The organism is Ruegeria sp. CF2 (genome assembly GCF_056537385.1).
Window position 1 is genome coordinate 1,943,355 of record NZ_JBQFRL010000001.1, and the last position, 24,102, is coordinate 1,967,456.

The window sequence follows — 24,102 nt, forward strand, 5'->3', positions numbered from 1 at the left end:
CCGCCGCCATTCGCTATTGCAGGCGCTGACCCAAGATCGATGACGCAGGACGCACCCGATGGCGATGGACAAGACATTCAACGCGGCCGAGGCCGAGGCCCGGATCTACAAGGCCTGGGAAGAGGCCGGAGCCTTCAAGGCAGGCGCGAACAAGTCGCGCGACGAAAGCTTTTGCATCATGATCCCGCCGCCGAACGTGACCGGCGCGCTGCATGTGGGCCATGCGTTCAACAACACCCTGCAGGACATTCTGACCCGCTGGCACCGGATGCGCGGGTTCGACACGTTGTGGCAGCCCGGGCAGGACCACGCCGGCATCGCCACGCAGATGCAGGTCGAGAAGATGCTCGCCGCCACGCAACAACCCAGCCGGAACGAACTGGGCCGTGAGAAGTTCCTTGAGAAGGTCTGGGAGTGGAAGGGCGAATACGGTGGCACCATCATCGAGCAGCTGAAACGCCTCGGCTCTTCGTGCGACTGGTCGCGCAACGCCTTCACCATGGCCGGTGCGGCGGGCGACCCCCGCACGGGCCACGAAAACAGCCCCAACTTCCATGACGCGGTCATTAAGGTCTTTGTCGACATGTACGACAAGGGTCTGATCTACCGCGGCAAGCGGCTGGTCAACTGGGACCCGCATTTCGAGACCGCGATCTCGGACCTCGAGGTCGAGAATATCGAGGTCGCCGGCCACATGTGGCACTTCAAGTACCCGCTGGCCGGGGGCGAGACCTACACCTACGTCGAAAAGGACGAGGACGGGAACATCGTGCTCGAGGAAGAGCGCGATTATATCTCGATCGCCACGACCCGCCCCGAAACCATGCTGGGCGACGGCGCGGTTGCCGTGCACCCGTCGGACGAACGCTATGCGCCCATCGTCGGCAAGCTGTGCGAAATCCCGGTGGGCCCGAAAGAGCATCGCCGCCAGATCCCGATCATCACCGACGAATACCCCGACCCGAATTTCGGCTCGGGCGCGGTGAAGATCACCGGCGCGCATGATTTCAACGACTATCAGGTGGCCAAGCGCGGCAAGATCCCGATGTACCGCCTGATGGACACGCGCGGCCACATGCGGGCCGACGGCGCGCCCTATGCGGACGAAGCGGCCAGGGCCCAGGAATATGCCCGCGGGCGCGAATTCACCGAGAACGAGATCGACGCGATCAACCTGGTGCCCGACCATCTGCGCGGCCTGGACCGGTTCAAGGCGCGCGCCAGGGTGGTCGAAGAAATCACCGCCGAAGGCCTGGCCGTGATGACCCGCGCGGACGATCCGCGCCTGGGATCGACCGCGCTGAAACCCGATGCCGAGGGCGCCGACGCGCTGGTGCCGCTGGTCGAGAGCAAACCGATCATGCAGCCCTTCGGCGACCGCTCGAAGGTGGTGATCGAGCCGATGCTGACCGATCAGTGGTTCGTCGAAACCTCAAAAATCGTGGGCCCCGCGCTGGACGCGGTGCGCGACGGCCGGGTCAAGATCATCCCGGAATCGGGCGAAAAGACCTATTACCACTGGCTCGAGAACATCGAGCCCTGGTGCATCAGCCGCCAGCTGTGGTGGGGCCATCAGATTCCGGTCTGGTACGGGCTGGACCTGTCGGCCGAGGATTTCAAGGATGACGAAAACGACGGCGAGCTGGACCTGGTCGAACTGGGCCGGTTGCTGAACGAAGGCGGCATGCTGCACCGGGGCGCGGTCATGGAGTGCGCCGCCAGCTTCGAGGACGTCACCGGAAAATTCCTGGATGACAATGCCGACATTCCCAGCCCGCTCAGCCACGCCACGGTGATCGAGGTGGCCGACAAGCACGAGGCGATCCACCGGTTCGCCGAAAGCCTGGCACAATACGCGATCGACCGCGATCCGACCAAGCTGGTCTATCCGGTCTGGCGCGACCCGGATGTGCTGGACACCTGGTTCTCGTCCGGGCTGTGGCCGATCGGCACGCTGGGCTGGCCCGAACAGACCGAGGAGTTGCAGCGCTACTTCCCTACCGATGTCCTAATCACCGGGTTCGACATCCTGTTCTTCTGGGTCGCCCGGATGATGATGATGCAGCTGGCCGTGGTGAACGAAATCCCGTTCCACACCGTCTATTTGCACCAGCTCGTCCGCGACGAGAAGGGCAAGAAGATGTCCAAGACCACCGGCAACGTCATCGACCCGCTGGAAATCGTGGACGAGTTCGGCGCCGACGCGCTGCGCTTTACCAACGCGTCGATGGCGGCCATCGGCGGCGTGCTGAAACTGTCGCGCGAGCGCATCACCGGCTATCGCAACTTTGGCACCAAGCTGTGGAACGCCGTCCGCTTTGCCGAGATGAACGAGGTCTTTACCGACGCCGTCCCGCAACTGGACGTGGCCGAGTTGCAGCCCAAGGCCGCCGTAAACCGCTGGATCATCGGCGAAACCGCCCGCGTGCGCGAAGAGGTCGACTCGGCGCTGGAGAGCTATCGCTTCAATGACGCGGCCAACGGGCTTTATGCCTTCGTCTGGGGCAAGGTCTGCGACTGGTACGTGGAACTGTCCAAACCGCTGCTCCAGGGCGACGATGCCGAGGCCCAGGCCGAGACCCGCGCCACCATGCGCTGGGTTCTGGACCAGTGCCTAGTCCTGCTGCACCCGATCATGCCCTTCATCACCGAAGAGCTGTGGGGCCTGACCGGCACCCGTGCCAAGATGCTGGTGCATGCCGACTGGCCCAGCTATGCCGCCGACGATCTGGTCGATGCCGACGCGGATCGCGAGATGAACTGGGTGATCTCGGTGATCGAAAACACCCGCTCGGCCCGCGCCCAGATGCGCGTTCCGGCGGGCCTGTACGTGCCGATGCTGGTGACCGAGATCGACGCCCACGGCCAGGCCGCCTGGGACCGGAACGAGGCGCTGATCAAGCGGCTGGCCCGGATCGACAGCTTGACCAAGGCCGATACGCTGCCCAAGGGCACCATCTCGATCGCGGCGCCCGGCGCGTCCTTTGGCCTACCGCTGGCCGACATCATCGACATCGGCGCCGAGAAGGAACGGCTGGAAAAAGCCAAGGGCAAACTGGCCAAGGAACTGGGTGGTCTGCGCGGGCGTCTCAACAACCCCAAATTCGTGGCCTCGGCCCCGGAAGAGGTGGTGGAAGAGGCCAAGGCCAACCTGGCCGCCCGCGAAGAGGAAGAGGCCCGCATCAACGAGGCGCTGGCCCGACTGGCCGAGATCGCCTGATCCGTCAGCCCTCCGAAGCTTGACGAAACCCCGCCGCGCACGCCCGGCGGGGTTTTTTCCACCCGGCCCTGTTCACCGGGCCAAACGGTTGCTAGCAATCTCGGGACCAATCCACCGAGGCCCCCATGTGCAGACCCTTTCCGCCGATGCAGACCGTTTCAACCGGGCTGGTCGTGGCCGTAGTCGGCTTTTTCAGCTCGTTTCCGATTGTCCTGCAGGGGCTGGACGCCATGGGCGCCTCGGGGCCGCAGGCGGCATCGGGGCTGATGATGGCCGCCCTTGCCATGGGGCTGGCGGCGATCGTGCTCAGCCTGGGGTACCGCCAACCGATAAGCGTGGCCTGGTCCACGCCCGGCGCGGCGCTATTGGCGGTTTCGGCCGCGCCGGCTGCAGGTTTCTCGGGTGCCATCGGCGCGTTCCTGTTTGCGGGTGCGCTGACCGTGCTGGCCGGGATGTGGCGCCCGCTGGGACGGTTGGCGGCGGCGATTCCCACCTCCTTGGCGCAGGCAATGCTGGGCGGGGTGCTGCTGCCGCTGTGCATCGTCCCGTTCCAGGCCGCGGTCGAGATCCCCTGGCAGGCCCTGCCGGTGATCCTGACCTGGTTCATCGCCGGACGTTTACACAGACTGCTGGCGGTCCCCGCCGCCGTGCTGGCCGCCGCGCTGGTCGTCGTTCTGTTCTCTGACGGACCGTCGGTCCGCCCCGACCACCTGCTGGCCGCGCCGGTCTGGATCATGCCCACATTCTCGATGGCGTCGATGATCGGCATCGGGGTGCCGCTGTTCGTGGTCACGATGGCCACGCAAAACATCCCCGGCATCGCGGTCATGCGCAGCTTTGGCTATGCCCCGGTCGCAGGACCGCTGTTCTCGGCCGTGGGCGGGGCCAGCATCCTGTCGGCCCCCTTCGGCGCGCCGGCGACCTGCCTTGCGGCCATCACCGCCGCCATGTGCTCGAACGAGGACAGCCACCCCGACCGGGATCAGCGCTATTGGTCGGCTGTCATGGCCGGAGTGTTCTATTGCCTGTTCGGGGTGTTCGCCGTGGCCATCACCGGGTTTGCCGCCCATGCCGATCCGATGCTGATGGGCACGCTGACCGGCGTGGCACTGATCGGGGTCATGGCCAATGCCACCTTCGCCGCGCTCGAGGTTCCGGCCGAGCGCGAAGCCGCGATCCTGACCTTTGCCATCACCGCCTCGGGCATCACCGTGTTTGGCCTGGGCGCGGCGGTCTGGGGTCTGCTGGCAGGCGGCATCGCCTATGGGGTGACGACGCGCCTGCGGGGCTGAGGCCCACCTGGCCGCGGCCCGCGAGTTTACTTGAACTCGGGCTTGCGGCCCTGCATCTGGGCCATCACTACTTCCATCTGGTCGGGTTTGCCGATCAGCTCGACCTGTTCGGCGGATTCGGCCAGCAGAACTTCGGCGCGCGACTTGGTTTCGGCCACCTCGATCAGGCGTTTCGCGGCGCGGATGGCCGAGGGACTCTTGCCCGCAATATCCTCGGCCAGCGCGATGGCTTCGGTCAGCGGATCATCCGACAGGCTGGTGACCAACCCCCAATCGGCAGCCTGGGCGGCACCGATGGGCCGCGCGGTGTAGGTCAGCAGGCGCAGCACGTCGGACCGTACCAGTTTCGGCAACAGGACCATGCCGCCCATGTCGGGGATGATGCCCCATTTCATCTCCATCACGGCCAGCTTGGCATCGGGGTGAGCGATGCGGATATCGGCGCCCAGCGCAATCTGCAGACCACCGCCATAGGCCACGCCCTGAATGGCGCAGATCACCGGCACCTGCACGCGGCGCCAGATCAGCGCCAGTTCCTGCATCTCATTCGCGTCGTCATGGCTGCGGGTCATCAGCCACTCGGTCGGGTCCTTGTGCGCCATGGCCGCGAAACTGGCCATGTCGAGCCCCGCGCAGAAGCTTTTGCCCTCGCCCGACAGCACCACGGCACGGGCGTCCGAGGCGGCGACCTCTTGCCCCGCTGCCAGGATCGCCTTGACCATCGCATCATCCAGCGCGTTCATCTTGTCGCCGCGGGTCAAGGTGACATGGGCGATATTGTTCCTGTATTCGACTGATACGCGCGCCATCTGGGTCTCCGGGTTTGATGTTCCGGGCAAACCATGCCCCGAAACCCGCAGCCGACGCCAGCCCGACGTGAGGGCAGATCGGCGCGGACGTCCCGGCCTCATGCAAGGCTTGCCCCGGCCATGCCCTTGGGATTATCTGCGCCCATGACCGGACCCAGATACACCCCGCTTGCCCAATCCCTGCCCGCAACCGTACCATTCGTCGGCCCCGAGACGCAGGAGCGTCAGCGCGGTGCGCCCTTCGTGGCCCGGCTGGGCGCAAACGAGAGCGTGTTCGGTCCCTCGCCCCGCGCGATCGAGTCGATGCGGCAGGCCGCTGACGGCATCTGGATGTATGGCGACCCCGAGAACCACGATCTGCGCCATGCGCTGGCCGATCATCACGGGATCAGCCCCGACGACATCGTGGTCGGCGAAGGCATCGACGGGCTGCTGGGCTATCTGGTTCGCCTGATGGTCGGTCCGGGCGATGCGGTCGTGACCTCGGACGGGGCCTATCCCACCTTCAACTACCACGTCGCGGGCTATGGCGGGGCGATCCACAAGGTGCCTTATGCCAAAGATCACGAAGACCCGGCCGCCCTGTTCGCCAAGGCGGCCGAGGTCGGGGCCAAGCTGGTCTATCTGGCCAATCCGGACAACCCGATGGGCAGTTGGCATCGCGGCGCGGATATCGTCACGGCGCTGGACGCCCTGCCGGACGGCTGTCTGCTGGTTTTGGACGAGGCTTACGTGGAATGCGCGCCTGACGGCACCGCCGCGCCGGTCGCGGCGGATGATCCGCGCGTGATTCGGATGCGCACCTTTTCCAAGGTCTACGGCATGGCCGGCGCGCGGGTCGGCTATGCGATCGGAGCACCCGGGTTGATCTCGGCCTTCAACAAGGTGCGCAACCATTTCGGCATGAACCGCATGGCGCAGGCCGGCGCGCTGGCCGCCCTGCACGATCAGGACTGGCTGGCGCAGGTTCAGACACAAATCGCCTCGGCCCGCGACCGGATCGGTGCGATTGCGCGTGACAACGGGTTGACCCCGCTGCCCTCGGCCACCAATTTCGTGGCAATCGACTGTGGGCGCGACGGAGCATTTGCCAAGGCGGTGCTGGATGCGCTGGTGGCGCAGGGGATCTTCGTGCGGATGCCATTTGCAGCCCCGCAGAACCGCTGCATCCGCGTTAGTTGCGGCACCGAAGCCGATCTGGACGCCTTTGCCGCAGCCCTGCCGCAGGCGCTGGCGGCGGCGCGCAACGCCTAACCCGCCAGAACCGCCGCCGCAGCTTCGAGCGCGCCGGACCCGCGCGGGATCTCCAACGCGGCCATGGCGGTTTCGATGCCGCCCAGCAAGCCCATGACCATATGCCCGTTCAGATGGCCCATGTGGCCAAGCCGGAAACACGAGTCCTCGTCCGCCATGCCCAGCCCGATGCCAAGGGTAAGGCCCAGATGCCGCTCGGTATAGCTGCGCAGGGGTGTCCCGCGACCCTCGGTCAGGCGCAGGGCGGTGACGGCATGGCTGCGATGCGCGCGGTCGCCGACGTTCAGGTGCAGCGCCCCGCCCTCGGCCCAGACCTCGCAGGCGGCCCAGACGGCCTGGGCCAGCCGCGCATGGCGGGCCCAGACCTGCTCAATCCCCTCGGCATGGATCAGGTCCAGGGCGGCGCGCATACCATACAGTTGATGCGTCGGCGCGGTGCCGCCGAAATACTGATAGAACCAGTCAGGCTCTGATCGCGGCTGCCAGTCCCAATAAGCCGAAACCCGCGGCATCGCGGCCCGTTTGGCCTTGGCCCGGTCGTTGAAGAACACGAAGGACATGCCCGCAGGGGTCATCAGCCCCTTCTGGCAGGCGGTGACCATGACATCGACGCCCCAGTCATCCATCTCGAACCGATCGCAGCCCAGCGAGGCGATGCAATCCGCCATCAGCAATGCCGGATGGTTCAGGTCGTCCAGCAGCGCCCGCAGCGCCGGAATGTCGTTGCGGATCGAGCTGGACGTGTCCACATGCACCGCCAGAACCGCCTTGATCCGGTGGTCGGCATCAGCCCGCAGGGCCTGCGCGATCCGGTCCATGTCCCACGGGTCGGACGGGCCGAAATCGATCAGGTCGACCTTGACGCCCAGACGCTCGGCCATTTCCGCCCAGCCATGGGTGAACCGCCCCGAAGCCGGAGCCAGCACGGTTTCCCCTGGCGCCAGAACGTTGGACAGCGCCGCCTCCCACGCGCCGTGGCCGTTGGCGATGTAGATCGCCACCTCGTGCCGGGTACGGGCCACGCGGCGCAAGTCGGCCGTCAGGTCGGGCATCATCTCGACCAGTTCACCGGCATAGATATTGGGCGACGGGCGGTGCATCGCCTGCAGCACCGCGTCCGGAATCACGGAAGGGCCCGGAATGGCCAGATAATTTCGCCCTTGGGAGAAGGAAACTTTGTCTGTCATGTGGATCAACCTGCCTGTAATGGCGCCCACCCTAGCGCCCGGCCCGGCAAGGTCAATCCATCAGGGCGGCCGCCTCACGCGCAAGGGCTTCGATCCCCGCCCAGTCGCCCTGCGCCACCATCTGTTTCGGCGCGACCCAACTGCCGCCCGCGCAGATCACGTTGGGCAGGGACAGGTAGTCGCGCGCGTTGGCGGGCGACACGCCGCCCGTCGGGCAGAAGGTGATCTGCGGCAGCGGCGCACCGATCGCCTTGAGCGCAGGCGCCCCGCCCGAGGCTTCGGCCGGGAAGAATTTCAGCATGTCATAGCCCTGCTCGAGCAGACGCATCGCCTCGGTCGCGGTGGCCGCGCCGGGCAGCAGCGGCAGGCCCTCGGCCTCGCAGGCGGCGACCAGGGCATCAGTGGCCCCGGGGGACACGCCGAACTGCGCGCCCGCTTCTTTCGCGGCGCGGACATCGTCGGGCGTGACCAGCGTGCCGGCCCCCACGACCCCGCCGGGCACCTGCGCCATGGCGCGGATCGCGTCCAGCGCCGCGGGCGTGCGCAAGGTTACTTCGAGCGCGGGCAGGCAACCGGCCACCAGTGCCTCGGCCAGCGGGCGGGCATGGGCGGCATCATCGACGACCAGAACCGGAACGATGGGCGCCAATGCGCAGATCTCGCGGGTGCGTTGGGTTTTTGCGGACATAGATTCAGGCTCCGAAAATGCTGGCACCGGCATCGGCCGAGCCGACGGCGTTGCGGAACGTGGTGAACAGGTCGCGGCCGACCCCGTATTGATGCGCCGTCAGATCGGCGGTGGCGACGGGGCGGTCCAGCACGCCGAGGGTCAGGATTTCAAGCTGACCCCGCACCGCATCGACGCGCAGCAGGTCGCCATCGCGCAGCTTGGCGATCGGGCCACCATCCAGCGCCTCGGGGCAGACATGGATCGCTGCGGGCACTTTGCCCGAGGCCCCCGACATGCGGCCATCGGTTACCAGCGCCACCTTCTGCCCGCGCCCCTGCAGGATCGACAGGATCGGGGTCAGCGAGTGCAATTCGGGCATACCGTTGGCCTTGGGCCCCTGAAAACGGACCACGACGATGACATCATCGGTGAACTCGCCCGCCTTGAACGCGGCCTTGACCTCGTCCTGGTCGTGGAAGACGCGAACCGGGGCCTCGACCACCTGGTGTTCGGGGGCCACGGCCGAGACCTTCATCACGCCGGTACCCAGATTTCCGCTCAGCCGCGACAGGCCGCCGGTGGGCTGGAACGGGTCATTGGCCGGGCGGAGGATCTTTTCGTTCAGGCTGTGGCCTGCGCCATCCTCCCAGACCAGCGCGCCATCGATCAGCTTGGGTTCTTGCGTGTAATGATGCAGCCCCTGCCCCGCCACGGTCAGCGTGTCGGGATGTAGCAGGCCTTCATCCAGCAACGTGCCGATGGTGTAGCCCAGTCCTCCCGCCGCATGGAAATGGTTCACGTCGGCCAAACCGTTGGGATAGACCCGCGCGACCAGAGGCACGACGCCCGAGATGTCCGAGAAATCCTGCCAGTCGAGCACGATGCCCCCAGCGCGGGCCATGGCGATCAGGTGGATCAGCAGGTTGGTCGACCCGCCCGTGGCCATCAGCCCCACGATACCGTTCACGAAGGCCCGTTCGTCGAGTATCTGGCACACCGGCGTGTAATTGTTGCCCAGCGCGCTGAGCGACAGGGCACGGCGGGCGCCTTCCTCGGTCAACGCATCGCGCAGCGGCGTGTTGGGGTTGACGAAGCTGGAGCCCGGCAGGTGCAGGCCCATGAACTCCATCAACATCTGGTTGGTGTTGGCGGTGCCGTAGAAGGTGCAGGTGCCCGGCCCGTGATAGGCGGCCATCTCGGCGGCCATAAGTTCTTCGCGCGTGGCTTCGCCAGCGGCGAATTTCTGGCGTACCTTGGCCTTTTCGTCGTTGGGCAGGCCGCTGGTCATCGGCCCGGCGGGCAGAAACACCGCCGGCAGGTGGCCAAAGCTCTGTGCCGCGATCACCAGCCCCGGCACGATCTTGTCGCAGACCCCCAGGAACACCGCCGCGTCAAAGGTATTGTGGCTGAGCGCCACCGCCGCCGCCAGCGCGATCACGTCGCGCGAGAACAGCGACAGCTCCATCCCGGCCTCGCCTTGCGTGACCCCGTCGCACATGGCCGGAACCCCGCCCGCGACCTGCGCGGTGCCGCCTGCGGCACGGGCCGCGCGGCGGATCAGTTCGGGATAGCGCTCGAACGGCTGATGCGCCGACAGCATGTCGTTATAGGCGGTGACGATGCCGAGATTGCCCACACTGGTCGTGGCCATCGTCTGCTGATCGGCCCCTGCCCCGGCATAGGCATGGGCCTGTCCGCTGCACGACAGATGCGCGCGCGCCGGCCCTTCGGACCGGGCCTGCTCCATCCGCTGCAGATAGGTGCGGCGGGGATCGGCGCTGCGCTCGATTATTCTTTGGGTGACGTCGGTGATGACGTTGTGAACCATCTCAACCTCCGATCTGGCGCCAGCGGCGCCCGTCGCGATGCATCAGCATCAATGCGTCTTCCGGGCCGGAACTGCCCTGATCATAGCGCGAGGGGCGGTCGCCGCGCTCTTCCCAGCCCTTGATGATGGGATCGACCCAGGCCCAGGCGGCCTCGACCTCGTCGCCGCGCATGAACAGGGTCTGGTCGCCGCGGATCACGTCCATCACCAGCCGTTCATAGGCGTCCTGTGCACGCACATCGGCACCCAGCGCCTCGGCAAAGCTCATGTCCAGCGCCACGTCCGTCAGGCGGAAGCCGCCCGGGCCAGGATCCTTGATCGTGGTGCGCAGGGTGATGCCCTCGTCGGGCTGCAGGCGGATCACCAGAACGTTGCCGTGCAGCGGGCCGACATTGGGAAAGATCGTGTGCGGCGGGTCGCGGAAAAACACCGCGATTTCGGATTCGCGGGCGCGCAGACGCTTGCCCGTACGCAGATAGAACGGAACCCCCGACCAGCGCCAGTTGCCCACGCGCACCTTCAGCGCGATGTAGCTTTCGGTCAGGCTGTCGGGGTTGCCCACATGATCAACATAGCCGTCGCCGCCCTTGTCCGCCCGGTACTGGCCGCGGGCGATGTCGGTCGGGGCGACAGGTTCCAGTGCCTCGATCACCTTGACCTTTTCACTGCGCACCGCGTTGGGCGAGAAGGTCGAGGGCGGCTCCATCGCAGTCAGGCACAAAAGTTGCACCAGGTGGTTCTGCACCATGTCCCGCATCGCGCCGGACTGGTCGTAATAGGCACCACGTCCTTCGACCCCGACGGTTTCGGCCACGGTGATCTGGACATGATCCACATGGGTCGCGTTCCACAGCGGTTCGAAAAGCGAGTTGGCAAAGCGCAGCGCCATCAGGTTCTGCACCGTTTCCTTGCCCAGGTAATGGTCGATCCGATAGATCTGATGTTCTTCGAAACAGGCGCCGAGACCTTCGTTCAGCGCCTTGGCCGAGGCCAGATCATGGCCGAAAGGTTTCTCGACCACGATGCGGCTGTCGGGCGTGGCCAGCCCGTGATCATGCAGGCGCTGCGCGATGCCGGGAAACAGTTTCGGACCGACCGACAGGTAATAGGCGCGCACCACGTCAGGGCGCAGCGACTTGGCCAGCTTGTCCCAGCCGTTTTCGCCAAGCGCATCGACCGGCACGTATTCGACCCGGGCCAGAAACCGATCCAGCACGTCCTTTTTGAACGACGGCGCGAATTCCTTCATCGACTTTCGCACCTGCGCGCGGAACCCGTCATTGTCCATATCCGACCGCGCGGTCCCGATGATGCGCGCATCTTCGGGCATCTGCCCCACTTCGAACCGATGGTAGAGGCCCGGCAGGATCTTGCGCTGGGCCAGATCTCCGGTCGCGCCGAACAGGACCAGATCGAACGGATCTACCGGGATTACGCGTGAAACCATGGCTGGCTCCCTTCTTCGGACAATCCGGCGCGGTCTGCAGCCAGACACCCTGTTACCGCTAACATTCGTGGCTTGGATAGAAAGACCAAGCCCAAAAAGCAAGCCCGGATTTCGGAATCGGGCCTTTTTTCGCGGTCATCATGGCCTCAGCCGTTGTCGCGCAGATACTCCATGATCGCCGGGCGCACCGATTGTTCGCCGCGATGGCGGGCGTCGGCGATGATCTTGCGGACATCCTGCAGGTTGGACCGCAACAACAGGCTTTTGACCGGGCCGATCGAGGCCGGGCGCATCGACAGGGTGCGGATACCCATCGCCGCCAGGCACAGTGCCTCGATCGGGCGGCCGGCATCCTCGCCGCAGAAACTCAGCGGCGTGTCGGAAATTCCGCACCGTTCGACGATGCGCTCGATCAGGCTGAGGAAGCTGACATTCAGCGTGTCATAGCGGCGGCGCACCAGCTCGTTTTCACGGTCGGCGGCGAAGAAGAACTGTTTCAGGTCGTTGCCGCCGATCGAGATGAAATCGACCTCGTCAAAGAACTTCTGGGGGGCGAAGGCCAATGATGGTGTTTCCAGCATCGCCCCAACTTCCAGCGTTTCCGGCAGGACATGACCCAAGCGCTTTTCGCGCTCCAGTGTCTTGTTCACTTCCCAACGGGCCTCGCGGTATTCGTCGGCCTGGGCGACAAACGGGAACATGACCGTCAGAGGACGGCCATCCGCCGCGCGCAACAGGGCCTGAAGCTGCATCCGCATCACGCCGCGCTTGTCCAGGCCCACACGAATGGCGCGCCAACCCAGCGCCGGGTTGGGCTCGGCGACATGCTTCATGTAGGGCAGCACCTTGTCCGACCCGATATCCAGCGTACGGAAAACCACGCGCTTGCCATCGGCCGAATCCAGAACGCGCTTGTACTGCGCCACCAGTTCCGACCGTTTGGGCATCTGGTTGCGGATCAGAAACTGCAATTCGGTGCGGAACAGGCCTACGCCCTCGGCCCCGGACGTCTTGAGCGACGGCAAGTCGGCCATCAGGCCGGCATTCATCACCAGATTGATCCGCTCGCCATCCTTGGTCACGGTCGGGGTTTCGCGGATCGAGGCATAGCGTTTCTGCGCCTCGGCCTGCATGGCCATCTTGTCGCGGAAGGCGCTGACGACGGTATCCTCGGGGCGCAGATGCACGACGCCCTCATCCCCGTCGACCAGAATATGGTCGCCGTTCAGCGCCTCGGTCGTAATCCGTCCGACATGCACCACCAGCGGGATGGCCAGAGCGCGGGCGACGATGGTGGCATGACTGCCGACCGAGCCCTCCTCGAGCACGACACCTTTCAGCGAACGGCCGTATTCCAACAGATCGCCCGGTCCGATATTGCGCGCCACCAGGATCGGATCGGGCGGCAGCTCTTTACCGTTCGACCCGCCCTGCCCGGTCAGGATGCGCAGCAGACGGTTGGACAAATCGTCCAGATCCGCCAGACGCTCGCGCAGATAAGGGTCGGTGACCTGGCTCATCCGGGCGCGGGCCTGCGACTGCTCCTTTTCCACCGCCGCCTCGGCGCTGAGACCACGGGCGATGTCCTCTTCCATCCGGCGCATCCAGCCCTTGGAATTGGCGAACATCCGGTAGGCTTCCAGAACCTGCAGCTGTTCCGTGTCGCCGCCCCGCGAGATTTCAAGCATCTTGTCGACGCCCACGCGCAGCTCTTCGACTGCTTCGTTCAGCCGCTCCAGCTCGCGATGTGGATCGTCGGCGATCGGGTTGGTGACGACGACACGCGGCTCATGCAGCCAGACATGCCCCTCGGCCGAGCCCTCCTGTGCCGGGCCACCGCGCAGCAATATGGATTGCTGATGCAGTGGTGAAAGGGCGGCACCTTCGCCCACAAACGCACCCAATTCGGCCATTTCCGCAAGGACCATTGCCACGACTTCAAGCGCATAGACCTCATCCGCGGAAAACTCGCGTTGAGCGCGGGACTGGACCACAAGAACCCCAAGCTTCTGCCCCAGCCGCTGAATGGGCACGCCCAGGAACGACGAAAAACGCTCCTCGCCTGTTTCCGGCATGTACCGGAAACCTTTCTCGGAGGGCGCATCGGCGGCGTTGACGACCTTGCCGAACTTGGCCACCCGGCCAACGAGACCTTCCCCCAGACGCATGCGGGTCTGGTGTACGGCCTCGGGGGCAAGACCTTCGGTGGCACACAGCTCCAGGGTTTCGTCGTCGCGGAACAGATAGATCGAGCACACCTCGCACCGCATGCTGTCGGCGATCAGGTGAGTGATCCGGTCAAGACGCTCCTGACCGGCAGCCTCGCTTGCCATCTCCTCGCGCAGCCGCCCCAGCAGCTTGCGGGATTCTGTTTCCATTCCGTCTGCCATCGCCCGATCTACTCTGCGGTGTCAGGCGGGACCTTGGCCGAGATGCTCAGGCCGCCTTTTCCAGTTCAAAGGCATCATGCAGCGCCTGAACGGCAAGTTCCATGTATTTCCGGTCGACGAGGACGGAAATTTTGATCTCGGAGGTTGTAATGACCTTGATGTTGATCCCCTCATCCGAGAGTACCTTGAACATCTTGGCCGCCACGCCCGACTGCGAGCGCATGCCGATGCCCACCACCGAAACCTTGGCCACATCGGTGTCGGCGACCAGCTCGGCATAGTTCAACTCGCCACGCTCCTTGACTGCCAACAGCGCCTTTTCGGCGCGCGCCACCTGGTTGGTGGGGCAGGAAAAGGTCATGTCCGTGCGCCCCTCGTCCGAGATGTTCTGCACGATCATGTCGACGTTGATCCCCTCATCGCTGAGCGCGTTGAAGATGATCGCGGCGATGCCGGGGCGGTCGGCGACCGACACGACGGTCATCTTGGCCTCGTCCCGCGAATAGGCCACACCCGAGACTACATTGGATTCCATGATTTCCTCCTCGTCGACGACCAGGGTTCCGGCCTCGTCGGACTGTTCCTCGAAGCTTGAGAGAACACGCAGTTTCACCTTGTACCGCATCGCCAGCTCGACCGAGCGGGTCTGCAGCACCTTGGCCCCCAACGAGGCCAGTTCGAGCATTTCCTCGAACGAGATCTTGTCCAGCTTGCGCGCCTTCTCGCAGATGCGCGGATCGGTGGTATAGACGCCGTCCACATCCGTGTAGATGTCGCAGCGTTCGGCGTCGAAGGCGGCGGCAAAAGCCACGGCAGTGGTGTCCGAACCGCCCCGGCCCAACGTGGTGATCCGCCCCTCGGGGCTGAGACCCTGAAAGCCTGCCACCACCGCGACCTTCATGCCCTCGCCGAACTTCTGGTTGATGTTGTCGGTCGGAATATCAAGGATCCGCGCCGCCGAATGGGCGCCATCGGTCAGCAGCGGCACCTGCCAGCCCTGCCAGCTGCGGGCGGGGATCTCCATTTCCTGCAGCGTCAGCGCCATCAGACCGGCGGTGACATTCTCGCCCGAGGATACCACGGCATCATATTCGCGCGCGTCATACAGCGGCGAGATCTCGTCGACCCAGCCCACCAATTCGTTGGTCTTGCCCGACATGGCCGACACGATGACGATGACGTCATAGCCCTTGGCCACTTCGACGCCGATGCGCTTGGCAGCGCGGCGGATGCGGTCGAGGTTGGCGACGGATGTGCCGCCGAATTTCATCACGAGTACGGGCATGGGGGCAAATGTCTCCGCGCCTTGGATTTTCGGTCCCGAGCGTCTTATGCGAGGCAACACACAAGAGCAAGGGCACATAGAACGGCAGGACACTGCAGCGCAACGCTTTACAAGGACCGGCAGCAATGTCAGCGTATCGTCAAGGATTTAAACCGTGAGGAATACCATGCTGCGTTTTGTTTTCGCCTGTGCTCTGATGTCCAGCCCGGCTCTGGCCCAGGTGGCTTCACTGTCCGGAACGGACGGCCAGAACGCGTTGGGAACGGTCCCCTGCGCCGCGTTGGCGGGTCAGCCATTGAAAAATTGCCCTGCCGAGTTGCGGCGCAAGGACGATAGCACTGCAACCCTGGCGGTTCAGTTGGATACTGGGGAAGTACGCCGCATCTATTTCACCGATGGAAAGCCGGATTCCAGCAGCTCGACGTCGAAGATCACTTCGGAAACGCGGGGCGAAATTCTGGTGATCTTCATTGATCCCGGTGAAGTCTACGAGATCCCCAAGGCAGCGCTGGCTGCTCAGTAAGGGTGTGCCTGCCCGTCCCAGGTTTCAAAGCAGCCGGTGGAGTCCAAACTCAGCGCATCGAAACGCTCGGTCAACCCGGCAACGGCCTGTGACACGGTGATGTCGGCGGCCTGACCGCCCATGTCCGTCTGCACCCATCCCGGGTGATAGATGCCGACGGCGATGCCATCGTCCTTGAGATCCACCGCCAGGTTGCGCCCAAGGTTCAGCACAGCCGCCTTGGAGGCCCGATAGATATAGCTGCCCCCGGGCGCCCGCGTGTGCGAGGCCATCTGCGACGAGATGATTGCGATCTTGCCGCGCGCCGCACGCAAATTGGGCAACAAGGCCTGAATGGTCAGAAACACCCCGGTGACGTTGGCCGCGAAGGTCTGGTCCCACATCTCGGCCGGGTAGCCGTCGATTGTCTGGCCTTTGTCCAAGTAGACACCAGCGTTACAGATCAACAGATCTACGGGCCGGCCATCCAACTTGCGCGCCATCTGGGCCTGTTGCGCCGGGTCGGTAACGTCCAGACGAATATCGGCGGAATCGTCCCGTGCGGTGCCGGTGACAGTATCGCCTCGGCCACGATAGCATTCAGCAAGAGCACGCCCAATGCCGCGATTGGCGCCGGTGATAACAAGATGCACGGTTCAGTTCGTCTTTCGGCTTGGAATGAACGGTAGAGGGGCCACCGGAACCCCATCTTCGATCAGGGCCTTGGCCTCTTCCGGCTTGGCCTCGCCATAGATGGCGCGCTCCGGGGCCTCGCCCAGATGTATCTTGCGGGCCTCGCGCGCAAATTCGCGGCCGACATAATCGGAATTCGCCTCGACCTTGGCGCGCAGGGCGTTGAGAACACGCTCTATCTCGGCCTTGGTCGGTTGGCGCTGGGCTTCGGGTCGATCAATGTTCTCCGCACGCGGCATTGCAGCGGACGAGCGCGCAGACTGGACCCGCGGCGTCATGATCGCCTTTTCGACCTGGGTGCTGCCGCAAGTCGCGCAAGAGACCATTCCAGCCTTGGACAGCTTGTCGTAAGCGTCCGCAGACTGGAACCAACTGTCAAACGCATGACCATTGCAGCATTTCAGTGAATATTGAATCATCTGTCGCCCAAAGTGTCGGTGGGCCAATAGATACTGACAGACATGGCAATATCAAGTCTTTACAGAGGCGGTTCAATGAGGATTGAGCGCATTTGACCGCAACAGCCCGGAAAGCCCGCCGATCGAAACCGCTTGTGCTGCTTTTTCCGGCAGCATCCATCTACGCCGCCGCTCTGCGACTTCGGGGAACCGATCCGCCGTCTTGGTAACAAGCAACGGGTAGACATCAACGACGCATGTGACCCGCCCCAAATCCCGGTGATGTTTGTCGAAAGAGAACTGCCCGATACTGCGCGTCTCACAACGGCCTGTCACACCGGCTTCTTCCCAAGCTTCCTGCGCTGCGGTCTCAGCCCCGCTAAGACCGTCGATCATGCGGCCTTTGGGGATGATCCACCGCCCCGACCCCCGGGTCGTGATCAACAATATCTCAGGCACCCCGCGCCGAAGCCGGTAGCATAAAGCCGCAGACTGCGGCAGAACCGGAAATGCCCCGGTTTCGGACAGAATGTCTGGTGACAGCCCTGCGCTTTTCACGCTGCCCCGCCTCTTGTTTCGTTCTTCTTGCCTGTTTTCGGCCACTTATCTTGCGGGCCGATTAGGTGCAGGATACCACATCCTGCGGTTCTGTCCAATTTTGAAACTGTGGGTCAGGCCAACGTGCGACGTTGCAAACGCTGCACAAGCTCGTCATGCGGAATATCGGCATCGATCGCCAAACGCCGCAGGCCGAAATGCACACGGGCAATCTGCTGATAGTACCGGGCGTAGAGGTAGTTCGCGCCGCCTCCGGCCAAGGCCCCCAATACCGGAACGGTCTGTGCCGCCAGTTTCTGCCCCAAAACGACCGACAACCTCGGAGCGACGGCAGCAATGACCTTTTGCAGAGCGGGGCCCGTCACGGTCAGTCGGACCGAAAAGAACCCCATGTCTGCGCCGTCGTCATGCGCCAAGGGACCTGCCGCCGACAAAACGCGGATGCAATCGAACTGCACGTTCCTTGCCGAGGGGTCAAAACCTTCACGCGATGCGGCACCCTGTATTGAGCGCAACAACATGGCCGTGGTCGCCGGAAGCTCGATCAACGCCGTCGTCAGGCCGCCAGCCCCACCTGCGGCGCCCATCGTGGTCGATATGGCGGTGTTGACCCACGGCTTCTGGTCGGGAACCGCGCGGCGCGATCCGTCAGCGGCACGAACTGCAACCCACAAGGCCTGCTCGGTTGCACCGGTCAGCCCATCGCGCACCGAACTGGGCAGCTGTTCCAGCAGCGACTCGGCTGATCCACCCAGACGATTGAGCAACCGGATGCCGCTGCCGCCCGCGCTGCGGTAGTGGCTTGCCAGCCGGTCCAACTCAGCGTCGGGGTCGATTTCTCCGACGAGAATGACGTCATTCATTCGGTGTCCTCCTGACCCTGAAACATTGGCATTTAACAACGCCGTTTCAATAGATCAGCGCGTCCAGCGGGTCACCGAACCACTCACTCCGTGCCAGGCGCCGGGTGCCAAATCCAGCCCGAGGACCCGATCCGGGTTGGTTGGCGGTGGCATCTCTACCCCCTCGAGCCGGGCAAACCCAAAGCGTGAATAATAGGGCGCGTCACCGACCAGCATGACCCGGTCCCACCCTTTGGCCCGCCCGGCTTCGATACCTTCGTGGATCAGAAAACCACCCAAACCTTCCCCCTGGTGGGTCGGGTGGACGGCAACGGGCCCCAGCAAAAGCGCGTCGTGTGCGCCAACATGAACCGGCCAGAATCGGATGGCCCCAGCCAAGATGCCCTGCCCGTCACGGGCAATCATCGACAGGCCCGGCACTGGCGGAACATCGTCGCGCAAGCGGTAAGACGACAGCGCCTCGCGCCCCGGCGCAAAACACAGGTCGTAGAGGGCTTCGACTTCCCACCAATCCTCCGGCTCTTCCGGCCTGATCCCGAACTGCTGCACCGCGGCCCTCTTTTCGACTCTGGCAATCGCCCTAGCACTTCGCTAGGCCTTGAGCAAACGCTTGGAGATCAGATGTTCTATCGCCCCGAAGACGGTCACGGTTTGCCGCACAACCCGTTCAACGCCATCATCACGCCGCGCCCGATCGGATGGATCTCGACCCGCAGCGCCGATGGGATCAACAATCTGGCGCCCTATTCATTCTTCAACGGGGTCGCCTATACGCCGCCGCAGGTGATGTTTGCCTCCACCGGCACGAAACACGACCAGGACCGCGGAAAGGACAGCATCGCCAATATCGAGGCGACCGGCGTCTTTTGCGTCAACGTGGTGGCCCACGCCCATCGGGATGCGATGAACGCAAGCTCAGCCAGCCTTCCGAAAGAGGTAGACGAGTTCGCCCACGCCGGCCTGACTCCGGTGGAATGCGAAACCATCCCATGCGCCCGCATCGAAGGCGCCCCTGCCGCGCTGGAATGCAAACTGACCCAGATCGTCACGCTGCCCGGCGAAGCCAACCGCGTGGTGTTCGGAGAGGTCGTCGGCGTGCACCTGCGCGATGACTGCCTGAAGGACGGCAAGTTAGACGTCACCACCTTTCAACCATTGTCGCGGCTTGGGTATCGCGACTACTCGGTGGTGACGGAGTTGTTTTCCCTCAATCGTCCAGACGATTGAGCCGGGTTTGGGGGCTCTGCCCCCGCCGCGCTATGCGCGACTCCCCCGGGGTATTTTTGGGCCAGATGAAGGGCTCGCGCGGTCTTCATCTGGTTTAAAGTATCCCGGAGCGCGAGGCAGAGCCTCGCATTACCTCAGTGGCCGCCCAGAATGCCGGTTCGAACGGAATAGTCGACCGCAAGGCCGTAATCCGGGTCATCGTCGCTGTCGACCATCAAGTGACCCGCTTTCTTGAGCAGCTTGTGGCAATCCCGGCTGAGATGGCGCAGCATGACGCGCTTGCCTGCCGCCTCGTATTTTGCAGCGATGTTTTCGATGGCCTGCAGGGCCGATTGGTCGACCACACGGCTGTCGGCGAAGTCCACGATCACCGTTTCCGGGTCGTTCTGGACATCGAACAGTTCGACAAATCCCTCGGACGAGCCGAAGAACAACGGCCCCTTGATCTCGTAGACCTTGGCGCCTTTCTCGGTTTCCGAGTCGCGGGTAACCGCGTGGATGCGCTTGGCGTTGTTCCAGGCATAGGCCAGCGCCGAAACGATGACGCCGACCACGACGGCCACGGCGAGGTCTTCCATCACGGTGACGACGGTGACCAGAACTATGACGAAGGCGTCGGTCAGCGGCACCTTGCGCAGGATGTTGAACGAGTTCCAGGCAAAGGTGCCGATCACCACCATGAACATCACGCCAACCAGCGCGGCCAGCGGGATCTGTTCGATCAGAGGCGAGCCGACAAGGATGAACACCAGCAGGAACAGCGCGGCAGCGATCCCCGCGATGCGGGTGCGGCCGCCGGACTTCACGTTGATCATCGACTGACCGATCATCGCACAGCCGCCCATGCCGCCAAAGAACCCGGTCACGACGTTGGCGGTGCCCTGCGCGATGCATTCCTGCGACGCACCACCGCGCTTGCCGGTGATCTCGCCCACCAGGTTCAGCGTAAGCAGAGATTCGATCAGGCCGATGGCGGCCAGGATGACGGCGTAGGGCAGAATGATCTCAAACGTCTCCCAGGTCAGCGGAACCATGGGGATGTGGAATTTCGGCAGGCCGCCCTCGATCGAGGCCAGGTCTCCGACGCGCGGGACATCCAGCCCCATGCCGATCACCAGCGCAGCCACCACGACGATGCCCGCCAGCGGCGCTGGCACAATGCGCGTGATGCGCGGCATCACCCAGATCACCGCCATGGTCAGCGCGACCAGCCCCAGCATCGTATAGAGTTGCATCCCGGACAGCCATTCACCACCGCTCATGCCGTGGCCGGTGTTTTCCATGGTGCCCGGCACCTTGAACTGGCCCAGTTGCGCCAGAAAGATCACGATCGCCAGGCCGTTGACAAAGCCCAGCATCACCGGATGCGGCACCAGGCGGATGAACCGGCCCCAATGCATGGCCCCCGCGATAATCTGCAGGATGCCCATCAAAACCACTGTGGCGAACAGGTATTCGACCCCGTGCTGCGCCACCAGCGCCACCATGACGACCGCCAGCGCACCGGTTGCGCCCGAGATCATACCCGGACGACCCCCGATCAGCGCGGTGATCAGCCCCACGAGGAACGCCGCATACAGGCCTACCAGCGGGTGAACCCCGGCGACGAAAGCAAAGGCCACCGCTTCGGGCACCAGGGCCAGGGCGACGGTCAGGCCCGACAAAAGCTCGATCCGCAGGCGGGCGGGGGTCAGCTTTTCGTCCGGCATCCAGCTCAGATCGGGAATGGCGAGGCGATTGGCAAAGCTTGCCAGCAAGGCTCGGGGCATGAATTGGTCCTGTGGGTCAGAATGTTCGCGCGAAGGCGGTCGTATACCCGCCTTCGGCGCTGTCTGCTAGCCCATCGATGGCAGGCTGTCATGCAAAAACTGCAAGGCGACGCCCCTTGTGGCGCCTGTGCGGCGCAATAACACCGGCAAGCCTTGCCAAATGCCCGACAAGCCCGCAGATATTCCCTCAGGCAGGTATCGCAGCGGAGAACGAACGTGGCCCAGACAAAAATTGCCGTCATCGGCGGATCGGGAATTTATGACATCGACGGGCTGGAAACGCCGCAATGGGTTACCGTGGAAACGCCTTGGGGCGCGCCGTCCGACCAGATCCTGACCGGGACACTGGACGGCATCGAGATGGCCTTTCTGCCCCGCCACGGGCGCGGGCATGTGCATTCGCCGACCGAGGTGCCCTATCGTGCCAATATCGACGCGCTGAAACGGCTGGGGGTGACCGATGTGATCTCGGTTTCGGCCTGCGGCTCCTTCCGCGAACACATGGCGCCGGGCGATTTCGTGGTCGTCGATCAGTTCATCGACCGCACCTTCGCCCGCGAGAAAAGCTTTTTCGGCACCGGCTGCGTCGCCCATGTCAGCGTGGCCCATCCGACCTGCCCGCGCCTGGGCGATGCCTGTGAATTCGCCGCCCGGGCGGCCGGCATCACAGTGCATCGCGGCGGCACCTATCTGGCGATGGAAGGGCCGCAATTCTCGACGCTGGCGGAATCGAAGATGTACCGCGAGCAGTGGGGCTGCGACGTGATCGGCATGACCAACATGCCCGAGGCCAAACTGGCCCGCGAGGCCGAGCTTTGCTATGCCTCGGTGGCGATGGTCACCGACTATGACAGCTGGCACCCCGATCACGGCGAAGTGGACGTGACCGCTATCATCGCGACGCTGACCGGCAACGCCGAGAAGGCGCGCGCCTTGGTCAAAGGCCTGCCCGCCATGCTGGGAGCGGACCGCGCGCCCTGCCCGCATGGCTGCGATCTTGCGCTGGACCACGCGATTTTGACGGCCCCGGAAAAGCGCGACCCGCAAGTGCTGGCCAAGCTGGATGCGGTGGCGGGCCGGGTATTGTAGGCGTCCTTGACGGCCTCGTGTTTTCTTAGGCTAGCTGCTGCGGATTTGACGGAGTTGGATGATGGATTTTGAACTTTGGCTGGCCTTTGTCGCAGCCTCGACCGCCCTTCTGCTGATCCCGGGACCGACGGTTCTGCTGGTGCTCAGCTATGCGCTGTCCAAAGGGCGCAGCGTGGCCGTGGCCTCGGCCACGGGGGTTGCGCTGGGGGACCTGATCGCTATGACCGCCTCGTTGCTAGGGCTTGGGGCGCTGGTGCTGGCGTCGGCCACGTTGTTTTCGGTGCTGAAATGGGTGGGCGCCGCCTATCTGGTCTGGCTGGGCATCAAGCTGCTGCGCAGTGCGCCGTCCGGCGGGATGCAGGCAGTTGCCACCGGGCGCGACGTCACCGCGCGCGGCGTGTTCGGCCATGCGGCCGCTGTTACTGCGCTGAACCCGAAATCCATCGCCTTCTTCATCGCCTTCGTGCCGCAATTTCTGCGCCCGGCCGAGCCGCTGGGCCCGCAGTTCGCGATCCTGATTGCGACTTTCGTGGGATTGGCCGGGCTGAACGCGCTGGCCTATGCGCTGCTGGCCGACCGGCTGCGCCGCGTAATCGGCCGCCCCAGCATCATCACCGGCATGACCCGTTTCGGAGGGTTGACCCTGATCGGAATGGGCGTGGCCACGGCGGTACTGCGTCGCCCGGCCTGAAGGCAGTCAGGTCCCGGCGTTCTCAGCCATGAATGCGCGAATGAACTTGCGGATCTCGCGCGCGGCCGAGGTGTCGAGATCGCGGCACAGCGCAACGAACGCGTCGCGTTCGTCCTTGTCCAGGCGCAGAACCAGCTGGCTGTTCTTTTTGGTAGATCCCTTGAGGTCGGCCTTGGCCACGGCTGTCATCCTTGTTCTGGGCCTGCATCAGCGCGTGGCACCTTGTATAGACAAAGCGCATCGCTTGTCGATACCCGCAGCCCCCAAGGGCGGGTGGTCCGGGCGCATCTGTTCCGCAGCAAATACGCGCAGGAAGGCAGCCGTGGCTTGCATGACTGGCCGTGATACGCCAAACACCGCCGTGTTTTGACGCAAGAAGGGTTGCCCCATGTCCAGAAGCAAAACGGTCAAGGATTACATTCGGACCATCGTCGATTTTCCCCACGAAGGGATCATGTTCCGCGACGTGACGACCCTGTTTGCGGATCCCCGCGGGTTTCGCATGGCCATCGACCAGATGCTGCACCCCTATGCCGGCGAGCGCATCGACAAGGTCGTTGGGCTCGAGGCGCGCGGGTTCATCCTAGGCGGCGCGATCGCTCACCAGCTGAGCGTGGGCTTCGTTCCGATCCGCAAGAAGGGCAAGCTGCCGGGCACCACGATCAGCGAGGAGTACAAGCTGGAATACGGCGAGGCCATCGTCGAGATCCACGATGACGCGATCCAGCCCGGTGAAAAGGTTCTGGTCGTCGATGACCTGCTGGCCACCGGCGGCACTGCCGCGGCAGGCATCAAGCTGATCGAACGGCTGGGCGGCGAGATTGTCAGCTGCGCCTTCATCATCGACCTGCCCGAGCTGGGTGGCCGGAAGGTGCTGGAGGAGATGGGCATGGACGTCCATGTCTTGTGCGAATTCGAAGGGCTGTGAAC

22 protein-coding genes are annotated in these 24,102 nt (G+C 64.2%); 8 read left to right on the forward strand and 14 right to left on the reverse strand.

Annotation, left to right across the window (positions count from 1 at the left end; genetic code table 11):
- The first annotated feature begins 58 nt into the window (after positions 1-58).
- Both ACR0IR_RS09750 and ACR0IR_RS09755 read left to right on the forward strand, forming a co-directional pair.
- The gene (locus tag ACR0IR_RS09750) at positions 59-3,220 is read left to right on the forward strand and encodes a valine--tRNA ligase (RefSeq protein WP_170362978.1); all 3,162 of its coding nucleotides are present in this window, start codon (positions 59-61) and stop codon (positions 3,218-3,220) included.
- Positions 3,221-3,345: 125 nt separating this feature from the next.
- On the forward strand, positions 3,346-4,512 hold the full coding sequence (locus ACR0IR_RS09755; RefSeq protein ID WP_254441512.1) for a benzoate/H(+) symporter BenE family transporter: 1,167 nt from the start codon (positions 3,346-3,348) through the stop codon (positions 4,510-4,512).
- Positions 4,513-4,538: 26 nt separating this feature from the next.
- On the opposite strand, the gene ACR0IR_RS09760 is transcribed toward ACR0IR_RS09755, so the two are convergent.
- Positions 4,539-5,321, reverse strand: coding sequence for a crotonase/enoyl-CoA hydratase family protein (locus ACR0IR_RS09760; RefSeq protein ID WP_170362976.1), 783 nt, complete (start codon positions 5,319-5,321; stop codon positions 4,539-4,541).
- Between the two features lie 144 nt (positions 5,322-5,465).
- On the opposite strand from ACR0IR_RS09760, the gene ACR0IR_RS09765 reads away from it, so the two are divergent.
- A complete protein-coding gene (locus ACR0IR_RS09765) occupies positions 5,466-6,575 on the forward strand; it encodes a pyridoxal phosphate-dependent aminotransferase (protein ID WP_170362975.1) in 1,110 nt (369 codons plus the stop codon).
- Here the strand turns inward: ACR0IR_RS09765 and ACR0IR_RS09770 are convergent.
- From ACR0IR_RS09770 to ACR0IR_RS09795, 6 genes are all read right to left on the reverse strand, one after another.
- Complete coding sequence (locus ACR0IR_RS09770; RefSeq protein ID WP_170362974.1) at positions 6,572-7,762, reverse strand: pyridoxal-phosphate-dependent aminotransferase family protein; 1,191 nt, start codon at positions 7,760-7,762, stop codon at positions 6,572-6,574. The two genes, ACR0IR_RS09765 and ACR0IR_RS09770, sit on opposite strands and share 4 nt — an antisense overlap.
- A 52-nt stretch (positions 7,763-7,814) precedes the next feature.
- Positions 7,815-8,450: a bifunctional 4-hydroxy-2-oxoglutarate aldolase/2-dehydro-3-deoxy-phosphogluconate aldolase gene (eda, locus tag ACR0IR_RS09775; protein WP_170362973.1), complete on the reverse strand. Its 636-nt coding sequence runs from the start codon at positions 8,448-8,450 to the stop codon at positions 7,815-7,817.
- 4 nt (positions 8,451-8,454) lie between these two features.
- The gene (gene edd / locus ACR0IR_RS09780; protein WP_480779065.1) at positions 8,455-10,260 is read right to left on the reverse strand and encodes a phosphogluconate dehydratase; all 1,806 of its coding nucleotides are present in this window, start codon (positions 10,258-10,260) and stop codon (positions 8,455-8,457) included.
- Position 10,261: 1 nt separating this feature from the next.
- Positions 10,262-11,707 (reverse strand): glucose-6-phosphate dehydrogenase, encoded by a 1,446-nt coding sequence (gene zwf, locus ACR0IR_RS09785; protein ID WP_170366642.1) that lies wholly within the window; start codon positions 11,705-11,707, stop codon positions 10,262-10,264.
- Positions 11,708-11,853: 146 nt separating this feature from the next.
- The gene (gene ptsP, locus ACR0IR_RS09790) at positions 11,854-14,097 is read right to left on the reverse strand and encodes a phosphoenolpyruvate--protein phosphotransferase (RefSeq protein ID WP_093962727.1); all 2,244 of its coding nucleotides are present in this window, start codon (positions 14,095-14,097) and stop codon (positions 11,854-11,856) included.
- A gap of 46 nt (positions 14,098-14,143) precedes the next feature.
- Positions 14,144-15,382, reverse strand: coding sequence for an aspartate kinase (locus tag ACR0IR_RS09795; RefSeq protein ID WP_170337962.1), 1,239 nt, complete (start codon positions 15,380-15,382; stop codon positions 14,144-14,146).
- A gap of 166 nt (positions 15,383-15,548) precedes the next feature.
- On the opposite strand from ACR0IR_RS09795, the gene ACR0IR_RS09800 reads away from it, so the two are divergent.
- Positions 15,549-15,905 (forward strand): hypothetical protein, encoded by a 357-nt coding sequence (locus tag ACR0IR_RS09800; protein WP_170362968.1) that lies wholly within the window; start codon positions 15,549-15,551, stop codon positions 15,903-15,905.
- On the opposite strand, the gene ACR0IR_RS09805 is transcribed toward ACR0IR_RS09800, so the two are convergent.
- The 5 genes from ACR0IR_RS09805 to ACR0IR_RS09825 form a co-directional block, all read right to left on the reverse strand.
- Positions 15,899-16,537 (reverse strand): SDR family oxidoreductase, encoded by a 639-nt coding sequence (locus ACR0IR_RS09805; protein ID WP_170362967.1) that lies wholly within the window; start codon positions 16,535-16,537, stop codon positions 15,899-15,901. The two genes, ACR0IR_RS09800 and ACR0IR_RS09805, sit on opposite strands and share 7 nt — an antisense overlap.
- A 3-nt stretch (positions 16,538-16,540) precedes the next feature.
- Positions 16,541-16,996 (reverse strand): DUF1178 family protein, encoded by a 456-nt coding sequence (locus ACR0IR_RS09810; RefSeq protein ID WP_170362966.1) that lies wholly within the window; start codon positions 16,994-16,996, stop codon positions 16,541-16,543.
- Between the two features lie 72 nt (positions 16,997-17,068).
- A complete protein-coding gene (locus tag ACR0IR_RS09815) occupies positions 17,069-17,578 on the reverse strand; it encodes an NUDIX hydrolase (protein WP_367646597.1) in 510 nt (169 codons plus the stop codon).
- Positions 17,579-17,646: 68 nt separating this feature from the next.
- Positions 17,647-18,396: an EcsC family protein gene (locus ACR0IR_RS09820; protein WP_170362964.1), complete on the reverse strand. Its 750-nt coding sequence runs from the start codon at positions 18,394-18,396 to the stop codon at positions 17,647-17,649.
- Positions 18,397-18,450: 54 nt separating this feature from the next.
- Positions 18,451-18,945, reverse strand: coding sequence for a GNAT family N-acetyltransferase (locus ACR0IR_RS09825; protein ID WP_170358220.1), 495 nt, complete (start codon positions 18,943-18,945; stop codon positions 18,451-18,453).
- Between the two features lie 72 nt (positions 18,946-19,017).
- Between ACR0IR_RS09825 and ACR0IR_RS09830 the strand changes: the two genes are divergently transcribed.
- Positions 19,018-19,623, forward strand: coding sequence for a flavin reductase family protein (locus tag ACR0IR_RS09830; protein WP_170362963.1), 606 nt, complete (start codon positions 19,018-19,020; stop codon positions 19,621-19,623).
- A 134-nt stretch (positions 19,624-19,757) separates the two neighbouring features.
- Here the strand turns inward: ACR0IR_RS09830 and ACR0IR_RS09835 are convergent, their stop codons facing one another.
- Complete coding sequence (locus tag ACR0IR_RS09835) at positions 19,758-21,392, reverse strand: SulP family inorganic anion transporter (protein ID WP_170337945.1); 1,635 nt, start codon at positions 21,390-21,392, stop codon at positions 19,758-19,760.
- Positions 21,393-21,608: 216 nt separating this feature from the next.
- On the opposite strand from ACR0IR_RS09835, the gene ACR0IR_RS09840 reads away from it, so the two are divergent.
- Together ACR0IR_RS09840 and ACR0IR_RS09845 are read left to right on the forward strand one after the other, a co-directional pair.
- Positions 21,609-22,481: an S-methyl-5'-thioadenosine phosphorylase gene (locus ACR0IR_RS09840; RefSeq protein WP_170362962.1), complete on the forward strand. Its 873-nt coding sequence runs from the start codon at positions 21,609-21,611 to the stop codon at positions 22,479-22,481.
- A gap of 61 nt (positions 22,482-22,542) precedes the next feature.
- A complete protein-coding gene (locus ACR0IR_RS09845) occupies positions 22,543-23,172 on the forward strand; it encodes a LysE family translocator (RefSeq protein WP_480753764.1) in 630 nt (209 codons plus the stop codon).
- A 6-nt stretch (positions 23,173-23,178) separates the two neighbouring features.
- Here ACR0IR_RS09845 and ACR0IR_RS09850 read toward each other — a convergent pair whose 3' ends face one another.
- Positions 23,179-23,352 (reverse strand): hypothetical protein, encoded by a 174-nt coding sequence (locus tag ACR0IR_RS09850; protein WP_222457049.1) that lies wholly within the window; start codon positions 23,350-23,352, stop codon positions 23,179-23,181.
- 208 nt (positions 23,353-23,560) lie between these two features.
- Between ACR0IR_RS09850 and ACR0IR_RS09855 the strand changes: the two genes are divergently transcribed.
- Positions 23,561-24,100 (forward strand): adenine phosphoribosyltransferase, encoded by a 540-nt coding sequence (locus ACR0IR_RS09855; protein WP_170337941.1) that lies wholly within the window; start codon positions 23,561-23,563, stop codon positions 24,098-24,100.
- Positions 24,101-24,102: the final 2 nt, after the last annotated feature.